Origin of the sequence: Staphylococcus sp. GDH8C109P (genome assembly GCF_017893405.1) — a bacterium.
Lineage (GTDB): Bacteria > Bacillota > Bacilli > Staphylococcales > Staphylococcaceae > Staphylococcus > Staphylococcus cohnii.
In genome coordinates this window covers 1-21,601 of the sequence record NZ_JAESMX010000035.1, presented here as the reverse complement: position 1 = coordinate 21,601, position 21,601 = coordinate 1, and the positions used below count along the sequence as shown (strand labels likewise).

The window sequence follows — 21,601 nt, the reverse complement described above, 5'->3', positions numbered from 1 at the left end:
TTATACGGGTGGTTTTGATTTTTCAAAGTAACAGTTTCTCACAATATCAATATCGAAAATTATTACTTATGAACATATGCACAATTTATGATAAAGAATGTATAAATTAAAGTGTTAAATACAATTAAATTCATAAATCACGCATATTACCACGATGTAAGGGTATATATGACACATAAAGTAAAGGGAGAGTGTCATGTTAATATGCGTCTTAAAAAATTAACAGTAGTTTTTTGGGTAGCGCTAACGATTTGTACGCTATTTGTTATTTATGGCGCAATTGCGCCTAAACAATTAGAATCGGTCACACAAGCGATTACCAATTTTATTGCAGTAAATTTTGGATGGTATTATTTACTATTAGTATTAGCTATTTTAGTTGTATGTATCTATTTATTATTCTCTAGATATTCAACAATAACTTTAGGAGAAGAAGGAGAAGACCCAGAATTTTCACTAAAATCATGGTTTGCAATGTTGTTTAGTGCAGGTATGGGGATTGGTTTAGTATTTTGGACAACAGCTGAGCCCATCAGTCATGCATTTACATTAACACCGATACATAAAGCAGGAACACAAACTGCTATCAATGAAGCGATGCAATTCTCATTTTTCCACTGGGGGATTCATGCGTGGGCAGTATACGGAATTGTTGGACTTGTGTTTGCATATTTCAATTTTCATAAAGGGTATCCTGGACTAGTGAGTGCTACATTAAGACCAATTTTAGGAGAAAAAATGATGCGTGGCCCAATAGGTGGCGCAATCGATGTACTTGCAATTATCGCCACAGTGACTGGTGTTGCTGCGACACTTGGATTTGGTGCATTACAGATTAATGAAGGTCTAAATTTTTTATTTAAAATACCTTCTAATTTTGGTACACAAGTTGTGATTATTGTTATTGCTACAGTGTTATTTACGTGGTCTGCTTGGTCAGGTATTGATAAAGGCATTAAAAACTTAAGTAATATTAATATGTTTTTAGCTTTTGTAGTATTGATCGCATTATTTTGTGTCGGACCTACGTTAAACATTTTAAATACGTTTACTAATTCATTAGGAGATTATATTGCTAATTTCTTTAACATGAGTTTACGTATTCCACAATCAGGTAGAGAGAAATTCCAATGGTTGCAACAGTGGACTATTTTCTACTGGGCTTGGTGGGTCTCTTGGGCACCTTTTGTTGGCATATTCATTGCTCGAGTTTCTCGAGGTAGAACAATTAAAGAATTTATTTTAGGTGTACTTTTTGTACCTGCACTTGTTTGTTTTTTATTCTTTGCAGTGTTCGGAGCGTCAGCGATTTATTTACAGCAAAATGGCATTGCCAACATTGCTAAAGAGGCAACTGAAACTGCAACATTTGCAACACTTGAGCATTTTCCATTAGGATTTTTACTCAGTATTATTACACTCATTGTAATTATGATTTTCTTTGTTACGTCAGCAGACTCTGCAACTTATGTGCTAGGTATGTTGAGTTCTAAAGGTAGTATTAATCCATCTGGTGTAGTAAAAGTAAGTTGGGGTGTTATTTTAGCGCTATTTGCTATGATTATGATTTATACAGGTGGTACACAGTCAATACAAAACTTATTAATCATAGCAGCATTACCCTTTTCAATCGTTATTATCTTTATGATTTGGTCGTTGTTCAAATCATTATCAATTGAAAAACCACGACCTAGCAATAAATTACTTGTTTCAGATGAAAAATATTTACAATATCGAAAAGCGAGTCAAGAGCATGAAAAAAATATCCAATCACAAACGCATCACGATAGTAATTAAAATTATTTTACCAAATACATTATAATTTCAATTTAAAATGTTTTTACTTTTATTTAACGGGGTATAAAGATGTATGACATATACATATAATTTAACTATAGGAGGTGTCATACGAGGTGAAGCGAATTAAAAATTTTATACTAGGTCTATTAATCGTAGTCATCGTTGGTTTTTTACTATTTATGTATATCAAAGATTCTAGAATTAGTGAGTATCAAGACTACTTCAAGCAATTTAATTGGTTTGAACCGACGCTTATTGGCTTAGCAGCCCTACTGATTTTAATAGGTCTAATACTTGTATTTAGCTTGTTTAAACCTACGTACAGAAAACCTGGTCTTTATAAAGACTATGAAGATGGACATATTTATGTATCAAGAAAAGCGGTTGAAAAATCTGCATACGATACGCTTGTAAAATATGATCAAATTCGTCAACCAAATGTTATAGCGAAACTATATAACAAGAAAAAGAAATCGCATATTGCTTTAAAAGCGGATTTCTTTGTTCCAGGTGATGTTCAAGTTGGTTCATTGACAGAAGAAATAAGAAATGACATTAAACAAAATGTTGAGCATTTCACAGAATTACCAGTTTCAAAATTAGAGGTTAATGTTAGAGATCAAAAAGCCTCAGGCAAACGTGTGTTGTAAGGGAGGGTTATCATGGCTAACAATAATAACCAACAAAGACAAGATTCTACACAAGAAGTTGTTGATTTTTTCAAAACATTTAAATGGAGAATAATTGGATTTTTAGCATTTCTAATTATCGCTATCTTATTTTTAACGTTAGGTTTCTGGAGTACAATTTTAATTATTGTTTTATGTTTAATTGGTATTGGTATTGGGTATACTAAAGACCGTAAGCAAGATTTTTTGAATTTCTTAAATCGATGGAGTTAATTAATTTAAAATAGTAAATTAAGTATTTTAAAATCTTATATAAAAAAGGAGAATTAATTATGGCAGTAGATAATAATAAAGCAAAACAAGCATATGATAATCAAACTGGAGTAAATGAAAAAGAGCAAGAACAACAACAGCAACAACAACATCAGAAACAAGAACCAGAATTCAATAATAAGTTAACTTTCTCAGATGAAGTTATTGAAAAAATTGCAGGTATTGCTGCACGTGAAGTAAATGGTATTTTAGAAATGAAAGGCGGTTTCGTTGATAACATTTCTAGCTCATTTGGTAGCAGTAACAATGTAACACAAGGTGTTAGTGTAGAAGTAGGCGAAAAACAAGCGGCAGTTGATTTAAAAGTTATTTTAGAATATGGTGAATCTGCACCTAAAATCTTCCGCAAAGTGACAGACTTAGTAAAAGAACAAGTTAAATATATTACTGGTCTTGAAGTTGTAGAAGTGAATATGCGTGTTGAAGACGTGATGACTAGAAAAGAATGGTCACAAAAAAATGAAAAGAACCAAGATTCAAGCAACGAAAATAAAGGCCTACAATAACATTTAATAAAAAACTACCGGCAAAGTAATTACTTTACCGGTAGTTTTTTTGTACGTTCATATAGCGTATTTTTATTCCTGGTATAATGGATTGCTAACCTTGATATAGGTATAATAATCCGCTTCATCTGTGAGGCGCATGGTTGTAACACATTTATAATCAATTTTTGGTGCCAATAGAATTGATTTAATATTTTCTATGCGTTGTTGGTCATCTATATCATTTGCAATAACTTTTAATTTAGCAATTAATATATCACGAATTAATTGCCAAAGTTGTGTTTCAAAATTAGAATGCTCACTTGATTTTGTAATACTGACAATTAATTCACCGAGATGATTTTGAATACTTGAGTAAAAAACTTTATTGAATACTGTTTGAGGTTGATCAGATAAAATTAAAGATTTTTCATGAAAATGTGCAGTACTATAGCCCATCTTATTTAAGTGTATTTGATCTATACGTAACCCCTCAAAATCACGTATATAAAGTGTATCTAAAAGGCCATCCTCGGTAAATGTAGCGATTGAATTTTGTAAATGCGCTTCAAGGGCGATACCGTATTTCACATACAGTGGCATCGTGATATCTATTAAGGCTTGACTGTATTGTTGTATCCAAGATAAAGCAGCTATTTCAAAGGTCGAGAACTTATTTTTTTCTTTATATTTGCTAATTAACGAGACAATTAATGGTTCATCATTATATATCGTTGAAGCAACTAAAGCTGATGGGATGAGAGGTGTAGCATCATTTTTGATCAATTGGTAAATATTGGTTCTAAATAATGTACCTAGTTGTTCGCTTCTATTTGTTCTGATAGATGGGTCATCCAATGAGTTATAGAAATGAATACCAGCAAGCTCATCAATTGTATCAGCGTTTATATGTTTAAATAATGAATCATTTTGTTTAATATCATTAAGAATATGTGTCACCTGTGGCCCATTTATTGTAGTTTGTTCAGATAATGTTCTAATCTCACCCGTAATATGAACATTAGTTGATAACTTAATATGAGGTAATTTTTCAGGATATTTGGGCATTAAAGTTCTAAATGATAGCCCCGCGTAATATGATTGTTGATAATGAATTGGCATCACTTTCTTGTTTTTTAACTCTTCTTTATACTCCTGTAATAATATTTTGTCGTATTGCCATGGGTGTACGACCATTACGTAATATTGATTTACTTGATCACGGCCAACATGATTTATTACAGCTGTTTCTAATCCTTCAAACAATCGAAAGAGTAAATCATTTTCTTTTTCAATATAGGTTTGAGCTTTTGCTATTGATTTATGTATTAAAATAAATTGTAAGGATATGGCATTACCAAATTCCGCTGAGTAATTAATTACAGTTTCTGGTGTCATTCCTTTACGTAATTTTGCGCCTGGATGAATTGGGTGACCTTCAATAACAAACTGTTCAGAACTCAAATAACTATCTTCTGAATTTATAATTAAATCATATAAACTGTTTTTATTGTTCTCTAATGTGTGTGCTTGATAGCTTAATGCAATTGCCATATTTGTGACACTGTTGTTCAAATCTTCATAAAATTGTGTGCTAGCTTCATTATCAAGTTCTGGTGATATTGTTAAAATGATGTTTAATATTTCATTTGGATGTTGTACTCTATTGTAACTGCCATTGTGTGCAATATAAAATGGCCCTTGAACATCTAAGCGATCAAATGCATGTTGTCCTGTTATAGTTGCATATAGTGTCTTATTAAGTTCAGGAAATGCAATGGATAGCAATTTACTATTTGCTGGTAAGTGTTCAATGTTCAAATCTTGATTAGAAATAATCTTACTGCGGCTCCGACTTTCTACTAAATTTTCCCTATGTAATGAAGAAATTAATCTTTGAGATATTTTATCTCGACTATCTAAAAGCATATTTAGGAACAATTTTGCCCATTGTTCATTGATTGATGATAAATATTCAAATGCACGTTGTTCGTCATTGTTAATATTATTTAATAAATTGTTGTTAATACTTTTTGAATTCATAAAGCACCTCTAAAAATTATTTTACAAAAGTATAAGATATTTGTATAATCCATAATATCGATAATGATAATTATTATCAATTAAAAAAGTCAGGTGAAAATATGGCAAAGTATTTTTTTCCAAGTTCGTTCCTATTATTTTTAGGAAATTGGATTGGACATATCACTTTAAATTGGTACGTGTATACGTTATATCATAACGCAATTCATCTTGGACTCATTAATTTTTTCCGTCTTGTGCCTATTTTACTCATTAGTGTATGGGCTGGTGCACTAGCAGATCGATGTAATAGAGGGAAATTATTGAAAATAACAATCTCTTCTTCTTTCTTACTTACCACTTTATTGTGTGTCTTAATCTTTCAAGGATGGGATATACCGATTGTAGTATTTTTATTATATTCATTGGGTAGAGGTATTATGAGTGCAATAGAAACACCAGTACGTCAATCTGTACTACCAGATTTGACGAAACGTTTAACAACAACACAGGTTGTTTCGTACCATTCATTTATTATTAATATTTGTAGATCTATAGGTCCGGCTATAGCAGGTTTAGTAATGGCGAGCTATAACGCAGAAATAAGTTTCAGTATACAAGCGGTATGTTACTTAATATCCTTAATGCTATGCTTACCTCTTAAAATTGAACAACCGAGGGATGGTGAAACAGAAACACAAATGAGTATGAAATTTGTGTTTGAATATTTTAAAGATAATAGTGTTGGCACTAGGATATTTGTAACATCTTTGATTATAATGGCTAGTGGTTTTACATATACTTCATTATTACCAGTTTTAACAGATAAAACATTCCCTGAACAAGTAACGATGTTTGGGACAGCAATGACATGTTGTGCAATAGGTGGTATTATTGCGACGATGATTTTACCTAATTTACTAGAAAACATCTCTATGGTGAAGATGTATTATTATAGTTCGATATTATTTGGCGTTTCTTTATTAGGTAGTATTAGCCAGAATATTATTTTATTTTTTATTTCAGTTTTTTTAATTGGTCTGTTCAGTCAATGGATGCGTACCACTAATAGGATTTATTTTCAACATCGTGTTAAACCAGAACATCGAGGGAAAATACTAAGTGTTGTAATGATGGATAGAGGAATGATTCCATTAGGTGCCATGATCATGAGCTTTTTAACCGAATACATAGGTATTATAGAAACCTTCATTATTATGGGATTAAGTACCTTAACGATTGCATTAATATTTGGCATGATTAACAGACAAAGAACAAATGGAGGCAATGTTGTATGATGCATCATATATGGAAATTAGCAGATTTAAATATTCAATATCGCATGTTTAATGCGATTCTTAAAGAACATATTTTTCCTGAGAAAATGTTCTTTAAGTCTTTTGATAAATGCCTAGAACTTCAATACAAAGGACAAGCATTAAATGTTAACTATATAAGAAAGAGTCCTTTAATGCGTTACGTCTTTGAAGGTGAGATACGTTATATTAAAGGTGACACGAGTTTTAATATTGAATCTTTGGAACAATTGCTTGAATTATTAACAAATCAATTTGATATCCCTATTAGTACTAGATTAACAGCAGAGTTACAATCAAGCCGAGAAGGTCTAGCGATGAGTTATGAAAATTTTAATTATAGACAATCAAACATTCGTGACAGTTTGAATTTTTCAAGAATGCCAATGACGATCAACTTTTTTACTTGGCTCCAGCATATGAAAGAAGATAATGATGTTAATGATTTGATTTATTCTGAAAGCCTTGTAGTGGAGGGGCATCCAACACATCCTTTAACTAAAACAAAGCTACCCTTAACGAATGAAGAAGTTAAATTATATGCGCCTGAATTTGAAAAAATTATTCCGTTGAAAATCATGCTTGTCCATAAACAATTTTGTATAGCAACTGCGATGGAAGACGATGAACAATATATCATCAATCAAGTCATTCCTGAATATAAAGTTAAAATAAAAGCATTTCTAGATTCACACGATTTAGATTTAGCAGATTATCGAATTATATTGGTACACCCATGGCAATATGAAAATGTTATTCCACAACAATTTGGACATTGGATAGAAACACAACGTCTTTTAGCGACACCGTTTGAAATAGAGTCTAAAGCAACACTGTCTTTCAGAACAATGGAGCTACTCAATAAACCATTTCATGTCAAATTACCAATAAATGTACAGGCGACAAGTGCAGTGAGAACCGTTTCATCAGTAACCACCGTTGATGGTCCTAAATTAAGTTATGAGCTGCAAGATATGATGGATGTGTATCCTCAATTAAAGGTCGCGTTGGAACCCTATGGCATATATGCTGATACAGATGAAGATATCGCACGCCAATTAGCTTGTATTGTGCGTTATCAGCCACAAATTTCAAACACTGGCCTCACGATAGTAACGGGAAGTTTGGTCAATAGAAATCCTGTCGATAATCAAATCATCGTCGATAGTTATATAGAATGGCTTGGTCTAAAATTAACCAAAGAGACAATTAAAAAATTTATTAGTAATTATGCATTAACACTTATAAAACCATTAATAGCCTACATTCAAGATTACGGGGTTGCTTTAGAAGCACACATGCAAAACACAATTGTTAATTTGAACCATGATTTTAAAATGAAGTTTATGATCAGAGATTTAGGAGGCTCAAGAATTGACTTAAATACGTTAAAAGCTCAATTACCTAACATTAATGTAACTAATAAAAGTTTAATCGTTGAGAATATTGAAGCGGTCATTGCAAAATTTCAACATGCTGTCATTCAAAATCAAATTTCAGAATTAATACATCATTTCACGCAATATGATGGTATTGAAGCAGACGAACTATTTGACCTTGTACGTGAAGCAGTTGAACAATCCATTGATTCTAAAAAAGCACATGCACACATACTACGACAAATCTTATTTGGCGCTAAAATAAATGTGAAAGCATTGTTACGTATGCGAATGGAAGGTAAAGTTAAAAATTATTTAACTATAGATTTAGATAATCCTTTAAGTAATGAGGTGTAATTATGGCAAAAATCAACATAAATCTTTCTAAAATTAAATACAACGCCATGACATTAAACACACTTTTAAAACAACATCACATTGCTTTTACACCTGTGATTAAATGTGTGGCAGGTGATAAAACAATCGTTGAAATGTTGAAAAGTATTGGCATTACACATGTTGCAGATGCAAGGATCAGTAATATTCTAAAAAGTACAGATGAAGCCATATCTTATACATTAATTAGAAATAGTAACCATGATGAATTAGAAAATGTAGTACGCCACGTTGACATGAGCATTCAAACTGAATTAGAAACAATACGACAAATCAATGAAATCGCAAGTAATTATGATGTGAAACATAAAATATTATTAATGGTTGATTGGAAAGATGCTAGAGAAGGTGTGCTGACTTACGACGTAATTGCTTATATTAGAGAAATTATTAACATGCATCATATATGCCTCAAAGGATTGGCTTTTAATTTTATGTGTTTTAATGATATTGCGCCAACCGAAGAGGACGTTGAAATGATCAATCAGTTTATAACTTTAATCGAGAAAGAAACACATATGAAATTTGAAATAATCTCAGGTGGCAATTCTAGTATGCTACTACAAATGCTTTATAACGATTTAGGAAAAATTAACGAATTAAGGGTTGGAGAAACTTTGTTTAGAGGAATTGAAACGACTACAAATAACCAATTTGCTACTTTATATCAAAATGCCATCATTTTAGAAACAGAAATTGTTGAAATCAAACCACGTATTAACGTGAATGATGGGCAACACTATTTACAAGCAATTGTAGATATAGGAAATTTAGACACAGACGTCAATGACATTAAACCATTACATCATCAAGTGAAAGTTTTGGGTGCGACGAGTGATCACCTTATGATAAATTTATTAAATAACGATCATTATCATATCGGAGATAAAATACAGTTCAGTTTAGGTTACAAAGCTTTAGCACAAAGTATGTTTGTACCTAATTTAGCCAAAGATTATCAGAGTGATGATGTTATTGAAAAAATGTGTTATATCAAAAATATGAGAATATTGAATAAAATTTGATTTTTATCAAATTTTAATAAAAAAATTATTGACATTGAGAATCGTTATCAATAAAATTAGATGTGTAATGATACATATCTAAGGAGTGAAAACGATGAAGCAAAGATCTAAATGGATGGGTCTATTATTAATCACATTAACGCTTATCCTGTTAGCGGCTTGTGGTAAAGTTAGTGATAATGGTTCTGACCAATCTAAAAATGACGACAAAAGTAAAAACGGCACAACGATTGAGCATGATGGAGGAACAACTAACATTGATAAAAAACCTAAACGTGTAGTTGCACTGGAGTTTTCATTTGTTGATGCTTTAGCAGCATTGGATATTAAACCGGTTGGTGTCGCTGATGATGGTAAAAAAGATAGAATTTTAGCACCGATACGTGAAAAAATAGGTGATTATCAATCAGTAGGTGCACGTAAACAACCAAACCTGGAAGAAATTAGTAATCAGAAACCAGATTTAATTATCGCAGATAGTAACAGACATAAAGGCATACAAAAAGATTTAGAAAAAATTGCCCCTACGATCATGTTACCAAGCTTTGATAGTGATTATAAAGACAATCTAGAGGCATTTAAAACAATTGCTAAAGCTACAGGTGAAGAAGATAAAGGAAAAGAAAGATTAAAAGAACATAATGAGTTAATGGATAAATATAAGAAAGAAATAACAATGGACAAATCTCAACCAGTATTAGCTACAGTAATTGCCAAATCTGGTTTGCTTGCACATCCAGAAAACACATATGTAGGTGAATTATTAAAAGAATTAGGTTTTAACAATGCGCTTAATAAAACTGAAACAGATAACCTATCCAAGTATTTAAAAGGACCATACTTACAACTAAATTCAGAAGTGCTTTCAGACATTAATCCAGGACGCATGTTTATCATGGTGGACAAAGGAAAAACTGATCCAAACTTGAAAAAGCAAGAAGAAGAGCCAGTTTGGCAAAGTTTAGATGCTGTTAAAAATGATAGAATTGCTGTTGTAGATAGAAATACTTGGGCTCGTGCAAGAGGTATCATTTCTTCTGAAGAGATTGCTAAACAATTAGTAGAGATTTCAAAAGATGAAAAAAATGATAAACAATAAAAGTAAGGTGAACGGTAAATGACTAAGTCTAATAGCATTAACCAAACCAAAAATGAAGACAAGAAAAATAACAAACGCACAGCACTCACATTTATAGTGAGTGTGTGTGCGCTTTTTGTCATTATTTATTTTAATTTAAGTGTAGGCGCCTCTCATATTACTTTCAATGACTTTAATGATTATTTTTTTGCGCATTCACATACAAAACAAACTTTTTTAATACATAATGTAAGAATACCAAGAATGTTAGCTGGTTTATTCATAGGTGCAGCGCTAGGGTTAGCAGGATTGTTAATGCAAGCGATGACTAGAAATCCTTTGGCTTCTCCTCAGATATTTGGCGTGAATTCAGGTGCTTCTTTCGTGATTGTATTGATTACTATGCTTGTGCCATCGTTGTCATATTATGCAACGATATTAGCTTTTATAGGTGCCTTTATAGGTGGTCTAACTGTCTACGCTTTATCTGGCTCAACAAGAGGGATGACTCCAATTAAGTTAGCGCTTGCCGGAATGGCAATCCATTTATTTTTTTCAAGTATGACACAGGGTATTATCTTATTAAATGAAGATGCAACATCAACAGTGATGTTTTGGTTAGTAGGATCTTTATCCTCGATTACATGGACACAAGTATTAGGTATCTTACCATGGTTGATACTTGCATTTATCTGTACAGTTATCATAGCTAAACAATTGACAATCATGGAATTAGGTGAGGATTTGGCCACGTCGTTAGGTCAAAATGTTAAATTGATAAGAATAATCATTGGTATCTTAGTCATTGTATTGGCAGGTACTTCTGTTTCAATCGCAGGTCCAATTGGTTTTGTAGGACTGATAGTGCCACATATTGTTAAGCACTATATTAAAACAGATTATAGATTAATGGTGCCTTTAACGATGATTATCGGCGCAAACTTATTATTATTATCTGACGTTTTAAGTAGATTGATTGCCTTTCCTTTTGAATCACCTGTAGGTATAGTAACGTCATTTATAGGTGCTTTTTATTTCTTAGCATTTACAATAAAAGGGGTGAGAAGGCTATGAAGCGTCCATTCATATTTCGCTATTCGTTAGTTACAGTATTGTTATTGATTGCGTCAATTGCGTCCCTTTCAATAGGTGCTGTGTTAATCAATCCGTTTGAAGCGGTAAAAAGCCTTTTTACACAAAATAATTTTATAATTAGCGAATATAGAGCACCAAGAATGTTTTTGGCATTAATTGTAGGTAGTAGCCTTGCTATTTCCGGTGCATTGATACAAGGCGTCGTTAGAAATGCTCTGGCTTCTCCTGATGTGATAGGTATTACCAAAGGTGCAAGTTTATCTGCCGTTACAATTATCATGCTATTTCCATCAGCACCTTTATTCATATTACCATTTGGATCATTTGCAGGTGCATTAATTATAAGTTTGATTTTAACTATATTAATATCAAGATTTAATGTAAAAGGTTCTAAGTTAGCATTAATTGGTTTAGCAATAGGTGCAATATGTACAGCAATTGTACAATATATGCTCATACGTAACCCGCTTGACGCTAACACGGCATTAGTCTGGCTAACAGGTAGCCTATATGGTCATAGTATGTCAAATGTGTGGGTGATATTACCTTGGTTTATTGTTGCGTTACCGGTGATATTTTATTATTGTCATCAACTAGATATTTTGACATTAGGTGATGATATAGCAATTGCACTAGGGGCAAAGGTGAAAAAGGTAAAAGCAATCCTTTTATTTTTAGCTGTCATTTTAGCAGGTGCTTCAATATCAGTAGTTGGTGGACTGAGCTTTTTAGGTCTCATTGCACCTCACATAGCTAGACAGTTAGTTGGTCATAAACATAAGCATATTACACTTATGTCTGGCTTATTAGGTGCTTTAATTTTAATGATAAGCGACAGTCTAGCAAGAGGTATTCACCCACCAATTGATATTCCTGTTGGGGTCATTGTCGCGATTGTTGGTGTACCATATTTTCTATTTTTATTGAGGAAATTATAAATTTAATATATAAAAGATTGAAAACGAAAGCGCTTTCATTTAAAGTAGAGGCTAAGACATTATGTATTCAGACCAACCTCACTTTATATTGACATAAAATGGCTGAACCGAAAATGCGCTTTAGATTAAGGCTTTTCAATTCTAGTCAACCTTGTCGGGGTGGGACGGCGAAATCTATTTAATAAAATTAGATTTCTGTCCCACTCCCTTTTATTAGCTATAAAGAGAAATGACATTAAAAAGACATAAAAATTTGATTTACATATTTATACAAAATAGGTTATAATTATTGCTGTTGCTTTTTAAAGTGTTTATGAAAATATATACACACCTAAGGGGTGAACGAAATGGACGATTATAGTAAAGCACAAATTATCAAGGGAAGATTAAAATTCATTTTGATGTCAATTTTGGGGATTATTCTATTTTTGATTCCTATAACCGTGACTGAAGATGGTGAAAAGCAAACGACCTTACCAGTGGCATTTTTAGCAGGTCTATTAAAAGATTTATTAGGTGATGCGATGCCATTGATTATTGTAATAATAATTACTATTTCAGGTGTTTTATCTATCGTCTGTTCGACGGTATTGAAAAATAAATTGAAACCTGAAGGATTAATGAATAACGCATTTAATGTAAAATTTGTCTGGCTTATTTTAAGGGTTTTAGCCGTTATTTTTGTCTGGATGACATATTTGAAAATGGGCTCAAAAGCAATTTATTCAGCTGATACTGGTGGTTTAGTGTTCGAAAGTTTATTACCAACGCTTGTATCTGTGTTTTTCTTTGCGGCACTCTTTTTACCTTTGTTAATGGAATATGGTCTATTAGAATTATTAGGACCGATTTTCAGACCAATCATGCGACCATTATTTACGCTGCCAGGACGTTCAACAGTAGATAATTTAGCATCATTTATTGGCGATGGGACAGTTGGGGTCTTAATAACAAGTAGGCAGTATGAAGGTGGATTTTATTCTAGACGTGAAGCGACAGTGATAGCCACGACTTTCAGTGTAGTATCATTAACATTTGCAATTGTTGTTGCAGAAACAGTACATATGCAAAATCATTTCTTTTATTTTTATTTATCAGTTATCATATCATGTATTGTATGTGCCTTGATTTTACCTAGAATATGGCCATTGAGTACGATTAAAGATGAATATTCCAAAGAAGTATCTGAAGAAATGAGAACTGAGAAGCTACCTGAAAATAAAACTGCTTTGAGACATGGTTTTGATATGGCTACAGAAACAGGAATTAAAGCGCCAGGATTCAAATTGTTCTTTAAATCTGGTTTTAAAACTGTTATAGATATGTGGTTCGTTATATTACCAGTTGTAATGAGTGTTGGAACATTGGCTACAGTTATTGCGACTTATACTCCAATATTTGCAATTATTGGTAAACCTTTTGTACCTTATTTAGATTTATTGCAAATTCCAGAAGCTACACAGGCTTCAGAAACAGTTTTAATAGGTTTTGCTGACATGTTCTTGCCTTCTATTTTAATTGAAGGCGTGGGCAATGACATCACATTGTTTGTCATTGGTGCTTTGAGTATTACGCAGTTGATTTATTTATCTGAAGTGGGTGGCGTCATTTTAGGATCTAAAATACCAGTTAGTATTTTTAAATTATTTGTTATTTTCTTGATCAGAACAATCATTGCTTTGCCAATTATTGCTTTAATGGCACATCTTTATTTTAATTAAATAAAATAAAACACACATGAACTCATATTTGAAATTTTTTAAGGGAACCTGCCTTTAAGTCATTTCTTATATTTGTAAATGTGTGTTTTTTAATTAAATTAGTGAAGTTCTGTTAAAACAGTAGCTTTTACAATTTTATTTCCTAAAATAGGGGATGGTTCATCTTGTTGGGAAGTATTGTTTTGACTATGCGCTTCTTTAAAAGCATCACTTTTTAGCCAACCATTGAAAGCTGCTTCATTTTCCCACCAAGTATTAACATACATTTGATCGTAATCTGCTTCGTCATCTATTAACCACACTTCAATATGATGAAAGCCATCTAAATCTTGAATTTTTCCACCTTGTGTAAATTTTGGTGCTAGTTTTTCAGCAAACCCTTTCTTAACATCTATTCTATTAGTAACAACATACATGTTATCCACCTACTTTCTAATTGATATTTTTAGTATAGCATTTAACTGGATCTTTATATTATTGAAAGCCATTGTTCAATATTCACTTTCTCTGCATAACTAAAAAGAAGTGAAATTCAATTTATCAGAATTTCACTTCTTTTTATAATCAATTAGGTTCATTAAATTAAACTTTTAGTGATTATTATTTTGTAATTTCATTATAAACTTTTTGATCATTTTGCGTGTAAATAATGTATTCATGATTATCAGTATCAATGATAACACGATTTGTTTTTCCAAATGTAGAACCAATACGTGAAACTTTTTCTCTATCTAATTTTGGAACTGCATGGATATTTTGATCTTGTGAAACATTTTTAATTTCACTTGTTGGAATCTTAATATCAGCGACTCTCCATTGAATTCTTACTTCATTGTTATCTTTTTTTACTGTCATTGCCATATCGCGAACACATCCTTTAAATTATTTATAGCTATAGCATACAATAAAAAGTAATCGTTTTCAAGTGATTGTGTGATACTTTTAGTTATTATGTCATACTATTTTATTTCCGAAAGTATGTTCGCGTTATCTATAATTTTATGGTAAAATTTAGCCGAGAAAAGGGGCAATGAACATGACAGGTAAAACTCACACATCATGCGGTTTATTAGTAGGCGCATTAACGATAGATTATTATCAAACAGATTTATTTACATCGATTACAATTATGACGCTTGCAGTTATATCAAGCTTATTACCTGATATTTGTCATACACAAAGCAAGGTTGGAAGGCGTTTCAAAGTATTGAGTTTTTTAGTTCGTATACTGTTTGGTCATAGGACTTTTACACACTCGTTATTATTCCTTTCTATAATTAGCATCCTTTTATATTTTATTCAAACACCAGAGTATTATTTAGTTTCAATTATCCTTGGTTTGCTTTCACATGTTATACTAGATATGTTAACACCTAGGGGTGTAAAATTATTATATCCAATACCGTTAACGATTAAATTCCCCTTAGTTTTTAAAACGGGTGGTTTAGTAGACTTATCGTTAGCAGGCGCGCTTTCAATAGGTGCGCTTTACGTATTATTCAAATCATTTTTTAATAATCTCTTTTTAAATTTTTAGTGATTATGGTTGTGATTATAATTGTAATAATATAAAGTGCATATAGTGAAATTATATATTCCTATTAGATATAAGATATTATTTTTATCTATTTTGAATATAAAGGAGAGAGAACATGTTAGATAAGAAAGAGTTAGCAAAGTTTAACCAAGAACATCTAATAGAATTTGAAAAATTAATGAGTAATAATGAAAAAGAACAATTAGCGAGTCAAGTTGATAAATTAGATTTAGCTTACATTCAAGATTTATATCGTGATTTGTATTTAAATAAACAAATGATAGACGATATATCTTCAGTAAATGAAGTGAAATACGATATAAAAGAAAATTTTTCAGATGAAGAAGTTAAACAATTTGAAGATGTTGGCATTGAAGCAATTAAAAAAGGCAGATTTGCAGTAGTCTTAATGGCAGGTGGACAAGGCACACGTTTAGGATACAAAGGACCTAAAGGCGCATTTGAGATTGAAGGTGTGAGCTTATTTGAACTACAAGCACGTCAATTATTAGAATTGAAAGAAAAAACGGGTGTTTATGTAGATTGGTACATCATGACAAGTAAAATAAATGATAGTCAAACTCAGTTGTTTTTTGAAGAAAAAAATTATTTTGGATATGACAAAGATCATGTACACTTCTTTATCCAAGATAATATCGTCGCATTATCTGAAGAAGGCAAACTTATTTTAGATGTTGATAGTTCTATTTTAGAAACCCCAAACGGTAATGGTGGCGTATTTAAATCACTCAAAAAAGCAGGATATCTTGAAAATATGACAGAAAATGGTGTTGAATATATCTTTTTAAATAACATTGATAATGTTTTGGTAAAAGTCTTAGACTTATTTTTTGCAGGTTATACTTTCCAAAATAGTATGGATATTACAACGAAATCGATTCAACCCAAGCAAGGAGAAAGCGTCGGAAGATTAGTTACAAATGAGGATAAAGATACGGTGCTTGAATACTCAGAATTAGAAGCGGAAACTGCAAATCAATTAAATAATGCAAACATTGGTATACATATGTTTAAATTACAATTTATTAACACAGCTGTAGATAATCATTTGCCATATCATTTGGCAGTAAAACAGCTTAAACAATTGGACGATGACTTTGGCGTTATTGAAAATCCTGCTTTAAAATTTGAATTATTTTATTTTGATATCTTCCAATATGCGGACAGTTTTATAACATTACAAGTGCCGAGGGATGAAGAGTTTTCACCATTAAAAAATAAAGAGGGCAAAGATAGTGTTGAAACTGCTACAGCTGATTTAAAACGTTTAAATAGGATCTAAGAAAAGGTGATTACACTAATGACTAAACCATTAGAGATTAAAAGCAATAAAGTCACTAAATCATTTAAAAATATCATACCATTAACTTTCGGAGAAGAAATTGGTAATGCAGTGTCACATGGTGTAGCTGCCTTTGTCACTTTATGCGCATTACCATATGCGGCATTACAAAGTTATTTTGCACATGGTGTTTTAGGCTCTTTTAGTGTTTCTATATATGTAATAAGTATCTTTTTAATGTTTCTATCTTCAACGGTCTATCATACAATGCCTAATTACTCTTCACATAAATTTATACTTAGAATCATTGATCATAGTATGATTTATATTGCCATTGCTGGAACTTATACACCAGTGTGTCTAGTATTAGTAGGTGGTTGGATAGGCTGGACAGCAATGATCGTTTTATGGGGTATAACACTTTGGGGCATACTCTATAAATCATTAGCTAAACATGTCAATCATAAGCTTAGCTTAACGATGTACTTAGTGATGGGATGGATTGGCGTAATATTTTTGCCCACAATTATTTTCGATACTAGTTTGAAGTTTATGTTATTTATACTATTGGGTGGCATAGCATATACAATAGGCGCTTGGTTTTATGCGCAAAAAGATCGTCCTTATTTCCATATGATTTGGCATTTATTTATTTTAATAGCTTCTGTTTTTCACTTTATAGCTATTTTATATTTTATGTAATCATTGAATAGATGGACCGTTTAAATGTAAAGTATGATTACTTTGCAGAATTAATAGGATTAAAAAAATACACTCAAATAAGGGAGCGAGAAGTAAATCAAAAAAATTCATTTGATTAGAATTCTCGCTTTCTTTTTAATGCTTTTTATAGGACAAAAGAACTAATTTACAGCAAACCTATTGAACTTAGGTACAATTAGTGATTTAGTAATAATTGATAATGAAAGTATCGTGTTAGGAGATTAATTATGAATATAAAAACATTTGGTGTTGTTGTTGCATTAATATTAATTATGTTTATGTCTGCAATTGAAACATCAATCGTTTCATTAGCATTGCCTACTATAAAAGAAGATTTAAATGTGACTGGTTCAATATCACTCATATTTTCAGTTTATTTTATAGCAATTGTAATTGCTAATCCAATTGTAGGTGAGTTGTTGGACCGTACTAAAATCATATACATAACACTATTAGGATTAGTCTTTTTTACGATTGGAAGCTTTTTTTCAGGTATAAGTAGTACATTTGATATATTAATTATCTCGCGCTTTATTCAAGGATTAGGTGCAGGAATAATGATGGCTTTGAGTCAAATAGTTCCAAAGCTTGCTTTTGCAATTCCACTAAGATATAAAATTATGGGGATTGTGGGTAGTGTGTGGGGTATATCAAGTATCATAGGTCCGGTCCTAGGTGGTGGGATTTTAGAATTTGCTACATGGCATTGGTTATTCTTTGTCAATATACCTATCGCTATCATTGCGATGTTGTTGGTGGTATTTACATTTCATTTTGAACATGAACAAACAACAACTTCACATAAATTAGATATTAAAGGGCTTATGTTATTTTATCTGTTTGTTTTCTTTTTAATGTTTACAGTAATGAATAGCAGTCATTGGTATTTAAATTGTATTTCGTTTATTGTGGCGATTATCATGGGTATGATTTTAATTAAAAATGAAAAGGGCGTAGCGGCTCCCTTTTTCCCTGTTAAAGAATTTAACAAAACAATTATACTTGTTTTTATCACAGATTTTTTATATGCAATGATATTGATGGGATATAATTTATATATGCCGATATATCTTCAAGAAGAACTCGGACTATCACCATTACAGAGTGGATTTGTTATTTTTCCAATTTCCTTTGCTTGGTTAGTGTTAAATTTCAATTTAAGTAGGTTAGAAGCAAAAATGTCTAGAAAAGGCTTGTATATATTTGCTTTTACATTATTAACAATATGTGGCATTTTTATATTTGTAGGTACAAAAACACCAATATTTATAGCGTTTAGTTTATTGCTGGCTGGTATTAGTTTTGGAACAGTTTATACGAAAGATAGTGTTATAACTCAAGAAGAAACCTCTCCACAGAATATGAAGCGCATGATGTCATTATATACATTAACAAAAAGTTTAGGTAATTCTATCGGCTCTACAATTATGGGTACGGTTTATGGTTTAACAATCGTATTTATTCATTTACCAATACACAATGTGATTTTACTTAGTTTTATCATCTTAATCGTACTGTTTGTACTTTGGAATACACTGTATAAACAAGATGATTGCAAAATCAATTCTTAGAATAAAAACAAAAAGTTATATGTATTTTAATTATTAAGCAAGTATTGAAGTTTAGTGAATTTTAATACTTGCTTATTTGTATTTGGGTGTATGTTGTTATAATGGTAAAATAAGAAACAGTTTTTTTAGTTAAGGATTAATGTGAAGTAAGCAGAAAATAAATTAGATGAAGGGGAGGACAGTAAGCAATGAAATATATAAAGTATTTATTTACGACGCTTATTGTGCTTTCGGTATTTATCATTTCTGGCGCTATATTTTTAGCATTCTTAGGATTTGGCTTATATGGATTGAGTCGTATCCTTATATTTTTTCATCTAGCATACTTTGGTTATAATAAAAGCTTTTATGATAACTTGATTTATTATGGTAGTTATATCGTATTAGGTTATTTTACGTTATTTATTATTGAAAACCTAATGGATTATTTCAGAAAAAAATTACCAGATAATCCCTATTTTCAAGGAATAACTTATCATTTAATAACATTTGTTGTTACAACGTTATTATTCTATTTTATTGTTCACATTCATTATGCATATATAGATATTGATTTTTGGGTGATTGTTGTAATTATGGGTATTCTATTTATATGTAAAGAAGTCTTTTATCCTGATAGCAAAAATCTTAATCAGAATAAATAGTTGATGATATAAGTGCTAAGAGGTGGTTAAGTGACCGTTGAGCTAACTGCTTTTGTATTACCAAGATTATATTTATACTAAGTGTAAACTACTTAAAGCAAAATTAAGTTATGTTTGTTAGAATATTAGTGGATATATTTATATAATAGAGGGGGACGCTTTGTGTTAACGATAGAGCAAGTTAAAGAACTTGTTGGAGAACTTAAAGATCCAATTATTAATGTTCCTTTAAAGGAAACTGATGGAATCGTAGAGGTAACAACAAAAGATGAGATAGAACATGTAAGTGTTAAAGTGGCTATGGCCCAATTAGGAGGACAGCCACAGTTAGATTTACAGATGGCTATTGTGGAAGTGCTTAAAGAAAATGGCGCGAATACTGTTGGAATAAGATTTGAAGAATTACCGTCTGATGTTGTTGAACAGTATAGAGGTAACAGTGATGACCAACCTCAAACAATAGAAGGTTTACTATCGAAAGATAATCCGGTTGAATTTATAGCAATTGCATCTGGTAAAGGGGGCGTTGGTAAATCCACAGTAGCTGTAAACTTAGCCGTCTCATTAGCAAGAGAAGGTAAAAAAGTTGGACTCGTCGATGCTGATATATATGGTTTTAGTGTTCCAGATATGATGGGTATAGACAAAAAGCCAGAAGTGGATGGCAAAGAGATTATACCGGTTGAAAGACATGGAGTTAAAGTCATTTCGATGGCATTTTTTGTAGAAGAAAATGCGCCAGTTATATGGAGAGGACCTATGCTAGGTAAGATGTTAACTAACTTTTTTGTTGAGGTACGTTGGGGAGATTTAGATTATCTTCTTTTAGATTTACCTCCAGGTACAGGTGATATCGCTTTAGATGTCCATACAATGTTACCATCTAGTAAAGAAATTATTGTTTCTACGCCTCATCCGACTGCAGCTTTTGTTGCAGCAAGAGCAGGTGCTATGGCTAAACATACAGAACATTCAATTTTAGGTGTCATAGAAAATATGTCATACTTTGAAAGCAAAGAAACGGGCAATAAAGAATACGTGTTTGGTAAAGGTGGCGGTGAAAAGTTAGCTGATGAGTTGAAAACAGAACTTTTAGGTCAATTACCATTAGAACAGCCATCATGGAATCCAAAAGATTTTGCACCTTCTATTTATCAAGCAGATGATCGACTAGGTGAAATATATCAATCAATGGCAAAACAAATCATCGACAAAACAAAAAAATAGACTATTAATAAAACTGGGTAGAAATTTTTAATTCTGCTCAGTTTTTCTCTTGCAATTTTTTGAATTGCTGTTAGAATAGTTTCTTGTGACCAATAAAAGCACGATTGAGTGGCTTGAAAAGTTTGTTGCAAAAAAATATATAAACTATTGACTTTTTATTATGAAGTTGATAATATATAAAAGTCGTCAAAACGGCAAAACATTATTTTAAACAAATTTTAAAAAGTGTAAAAAATATACTTGAAAAAAAGATATTAATAATTTAATATTGTTAAAGTAATGTTAAATGATTGTTAAATAAATGAAATCTTTGTTGACAAAGTGTAAACAAAGATGATAAAATAGAAAAGCAATTATTTATTAAAATGAACATTGAAAA

At 31.4% G+C, this 21,601-nt stretch carries 20 protein-coding genes; 17 read left to right on the top strand and 3 right to left on the bottom strand.

All coding sequences use genetic code 11. The annotated features are described in order from the left end of the window. Positions 1-204 precede the first annotated feature (204 nt). The 4 genes from KA867_RS13325 (at position 205) to KA867_RS13310 (ending at position 3,268) form a co-directional block, all read left to right on the top strand. On the top strand, positions 205-1,797 hold the full coding sequence (locus tag KA867_RS13325; RefSeq protein WP_210138344.1) for a BCCT family transporter: 1,593 nt from the start codon (positions 205-207) through the stop codon (positions 1,795-1,797). A gap of 116 nt (positions 1,798-1,913) precedes the next feature. Continuing rightward, positions 1,914-2,450: an alkaline shock response membrane anchor protein AmaP gene (amaP, locus tag KA867_RS13320; RefSeq protein WP_019468674.1), complete on the top strand. Its 537-nt coding sequence runs from the start codon at positions 1,914-1,916 to the stop codon at positions 2,448-2,450. A gap of 12 nt (positions 2,451-2,462) precedes the next feature. Continuing rightward, positions 2,463-2,702 carry a DUF2273 domain-containing protein gene (locus tag KA867_RS13315; RefSeq protein ID WP_019468675.1) on the top strand — a complete coding sequence of 80 codons (240 nt, stop codon included), beginning with the start codon at positions 2,463-2,465 and terminating at the stop codon, positions 2,700-2,702. 59 nt (positions 2,703-2,761) lie between these two features. Continuing rightward, the gene (locus tag KA867_RS13310) at positions 2,762-3,268 is read left to right on the top strand and encodes an Asp23/Gls24 family envelope stress response protein (RefSeq protein WP_210138343.1); all 507 of its coding nucleotides are present in this window, start codon (positions 2,762-2,764) and stop codon (positions 3,266-3,268) included. Between the two features lie 72 nt (positions 3,269-3,340). Here KA867_RS13310 and KA867_RS13305 read toward each other — a convergent pair whose 3' ends face one another. After that, a complete protein-coding gene (locus KA867_RS13305) occupies positions 3,341-5,290 on the bottom strand; it encodes an IucA/IucC family protein (protein ID WP_210138342.1) in 1,950 nt (649 codons plus the stop codon). A gap of 101 nt (positions 5,291-5,391) precedes the next feature. Here KA867_RS13305 and KA867_RS13300 point away from each other — a divergent pair, with 101 nt between their 5' ends. From KA867_RS13300 to KA867_RS13270, 7 genes are all read left to right on the top strand, one after another. Then, positions 5,392-6,567 carry an MFS transporter gene (locus KA867_RS13300; protein WP_210138341.1) on the top strand — a complete coding sequence of 392 codons (1,176 nt, stop codon included), beginning with the start codon at positions 5,392-5,394 and terminating at the stop codon, positions 6,565-6,567. Then, a complete protein-coding gene (locus KA867_RS13295) occupies positions 6,564-8,321 on the top strand; it encodes an IucA/IucC family protein (RefSeq protein ID WP_210138340.1) in 1,758 nt (585 codons plus the stop codon). The genes KA867_RS13300 and KA867_RS13295 overlap by 4 nt, the downstream gene beginning before the upstream one ends. A 2-nt stretch (positions 8,322-8,323) precedes the next feature. Next, entirely contained in the window at positions 8,324-9,385 is a 1,062-nt protein-coding gene (locus tag KA867_RS13290) for an alanine racemase (RefSeq protein ID WP_210138339.1), read from the top strand. A gap of 94 nt (positions 9,386-9,479) precedes the next feature. Further along, positions 9,480-10,484 (top strand): ABC transporter substrate-binding protein, encoded by a 1,005-nt coding sequence (locus KA867_RS13285; protein WP_210138338.1) that lies wholly within the window; start codon positions 9,480-9,482, stop codon positions 10,482-10,484. Positions 10,485-10,502: 18 nt separating this feature from the next. Beyond that, positions 10,503-11,537, top strand: coding sequence for a FecCD family ABC transporter permease (locus KA867_RS13280; RefSeq protein ID WP_210138337.1), 1,035 nt, complete (start codon positions 10,503-10,505; stop codon positions 11,535-11,537). Further along, positions 11,534-12,496 (top strand): FecCD family ABC transporter permease, encoded by a 963-nt coding sequence (locus KA867_RS13275; RefSeq protein ID WP_210138336.1) that lies wholly within the window; start codon positions 11,534-11,536, stop codon positions 12,494-12,496. Before KA867_RS13280 ends, KA867_RS13275 begins: the two co-directional genes overlap by 4 nt. 347 nt (positions 12,497-12,843) lie before the next feature. Next, positions 12,844-14,217 carry a YjiH family protein gene (locus tag KA867_RS13270; protein ID WP_210138335.1) on the top strand — a complete coding sequence of 458 codons (1,374 nt, stop codon included), beginning with the start codon at positions 12,844-12,846 and terminating at the stop codon, positions 14,215-14,217. 98 nt (positions 14,218-14,315) lie between these two features. Here the strand turns inward: KA867_RS13270 and KA867_RS13265 are convergent, their stop codons facing one another. Together KA867_RS13265 and KA867_RS13260 are read right to left on the bottom strand one after the other, a co-directional pair. Beyond that, complete coding sequence (locus tag KA867_RS13265; protein ID WP_210138334.1) at positions 14,316-14,633, bottom strand: heme oxygenase; 318 nt, start codon at positions 14,631-14,633, stop codon at positions 14,316-14,318. Between the two features lie 184 nt (positions 14,634-14,817). Further along, positions 14,818-15,078 carry a SunI/YnzG family protein gene (locus tag KA867_RS13260; RefSeq protein WP_107385334.1) on the bottom strand — a complete coding sequence of 87 codons (261 nt, stop codon included), beginning with the start codon at positions 15,076-15,078 and terminating at the stop codon, positions 14,818-14,820. 175 nt (positions 15,079-15,253) lie between these two features. Between KA867_RS13260 and KA867_RS13255 the strand changes: the two genes are divergently transcribed. From KA867_RS13255 to KA867_RS13230, 6 genes are all read left to right on the top strand, one after another. Then, a complete protein-coding gene (locus KA867_RS13255) occupies positions 15,254-15,754 on the top strand; it encodes a metal-dependent hydrolase (RefSeq protein WP_210138333.1) in 501 nt (166 codons plus the stop codon). Between the two features lie 115 nt (positions 15,755-15,869). Next, positions 15,870-17,057 (top strand): UTP--glucose-1-phosphate uridylyltransferase, encoded by a 1,188-nt coding sequence (locus tag KA867_RS13250; protein ID WP_210138332.1) that lies wholly within the window; start codon positions 15,870-15,872, stop codon positions 17,055-17,057. 18 nt (positions 17,058-17,075) lie between these two features. Next, complete coding sequence (gene trhA, locus KA867_RS13245) at positions 17,076-17,759, top strand: PAQR family membrane homeostasis protein TrhA (RefSeq protein WP_210138331.1); 684 nt, start codon at positions 17,076-17,078, stop codon at positions 17,757-17,759. 248 nt (positions 17,760-18,007) lie between these two features. Further along, positions 18,008-19,351 (top strand): multidrug efflux MFS transporter SdrM, encoded by a 1,344-nt coding sequence (gene sdrM / locus KA867_RS13240; protein ID WP_210138330.1) that lies wholly within the window; start codon positions 18,008-18,010, stop codon positions 19,349-19,351. Positions 19,352-19,539: 188 nt separating this feature from the next. Next, positions 19,540-19,995 (top strand): SepA family multidrug efflux transporter, encoded by a 456-nt coding sequence (locus KA867_RS13235; protein WP_107385225.1) that lies wholly within the window; start codon positions 19,540-19,542, stop codon positions 19,993-19,995. A gap of 162 nt (positions 19,996-20,157) precedes the next feature. Then, positions 20,158-21,222 (top strand): Mrp/NBP35 family ATP-binding protein, encoded by a 1,065-nt coding sequence (locus KA867_RS13230; protein WP_210138329.1) that lies wholly within the window; start codon positions 20,158-20,160, stop codon positions 21,220-21,222. Positions 21,223-21,601: the final 379 nt, after the last annotated feature.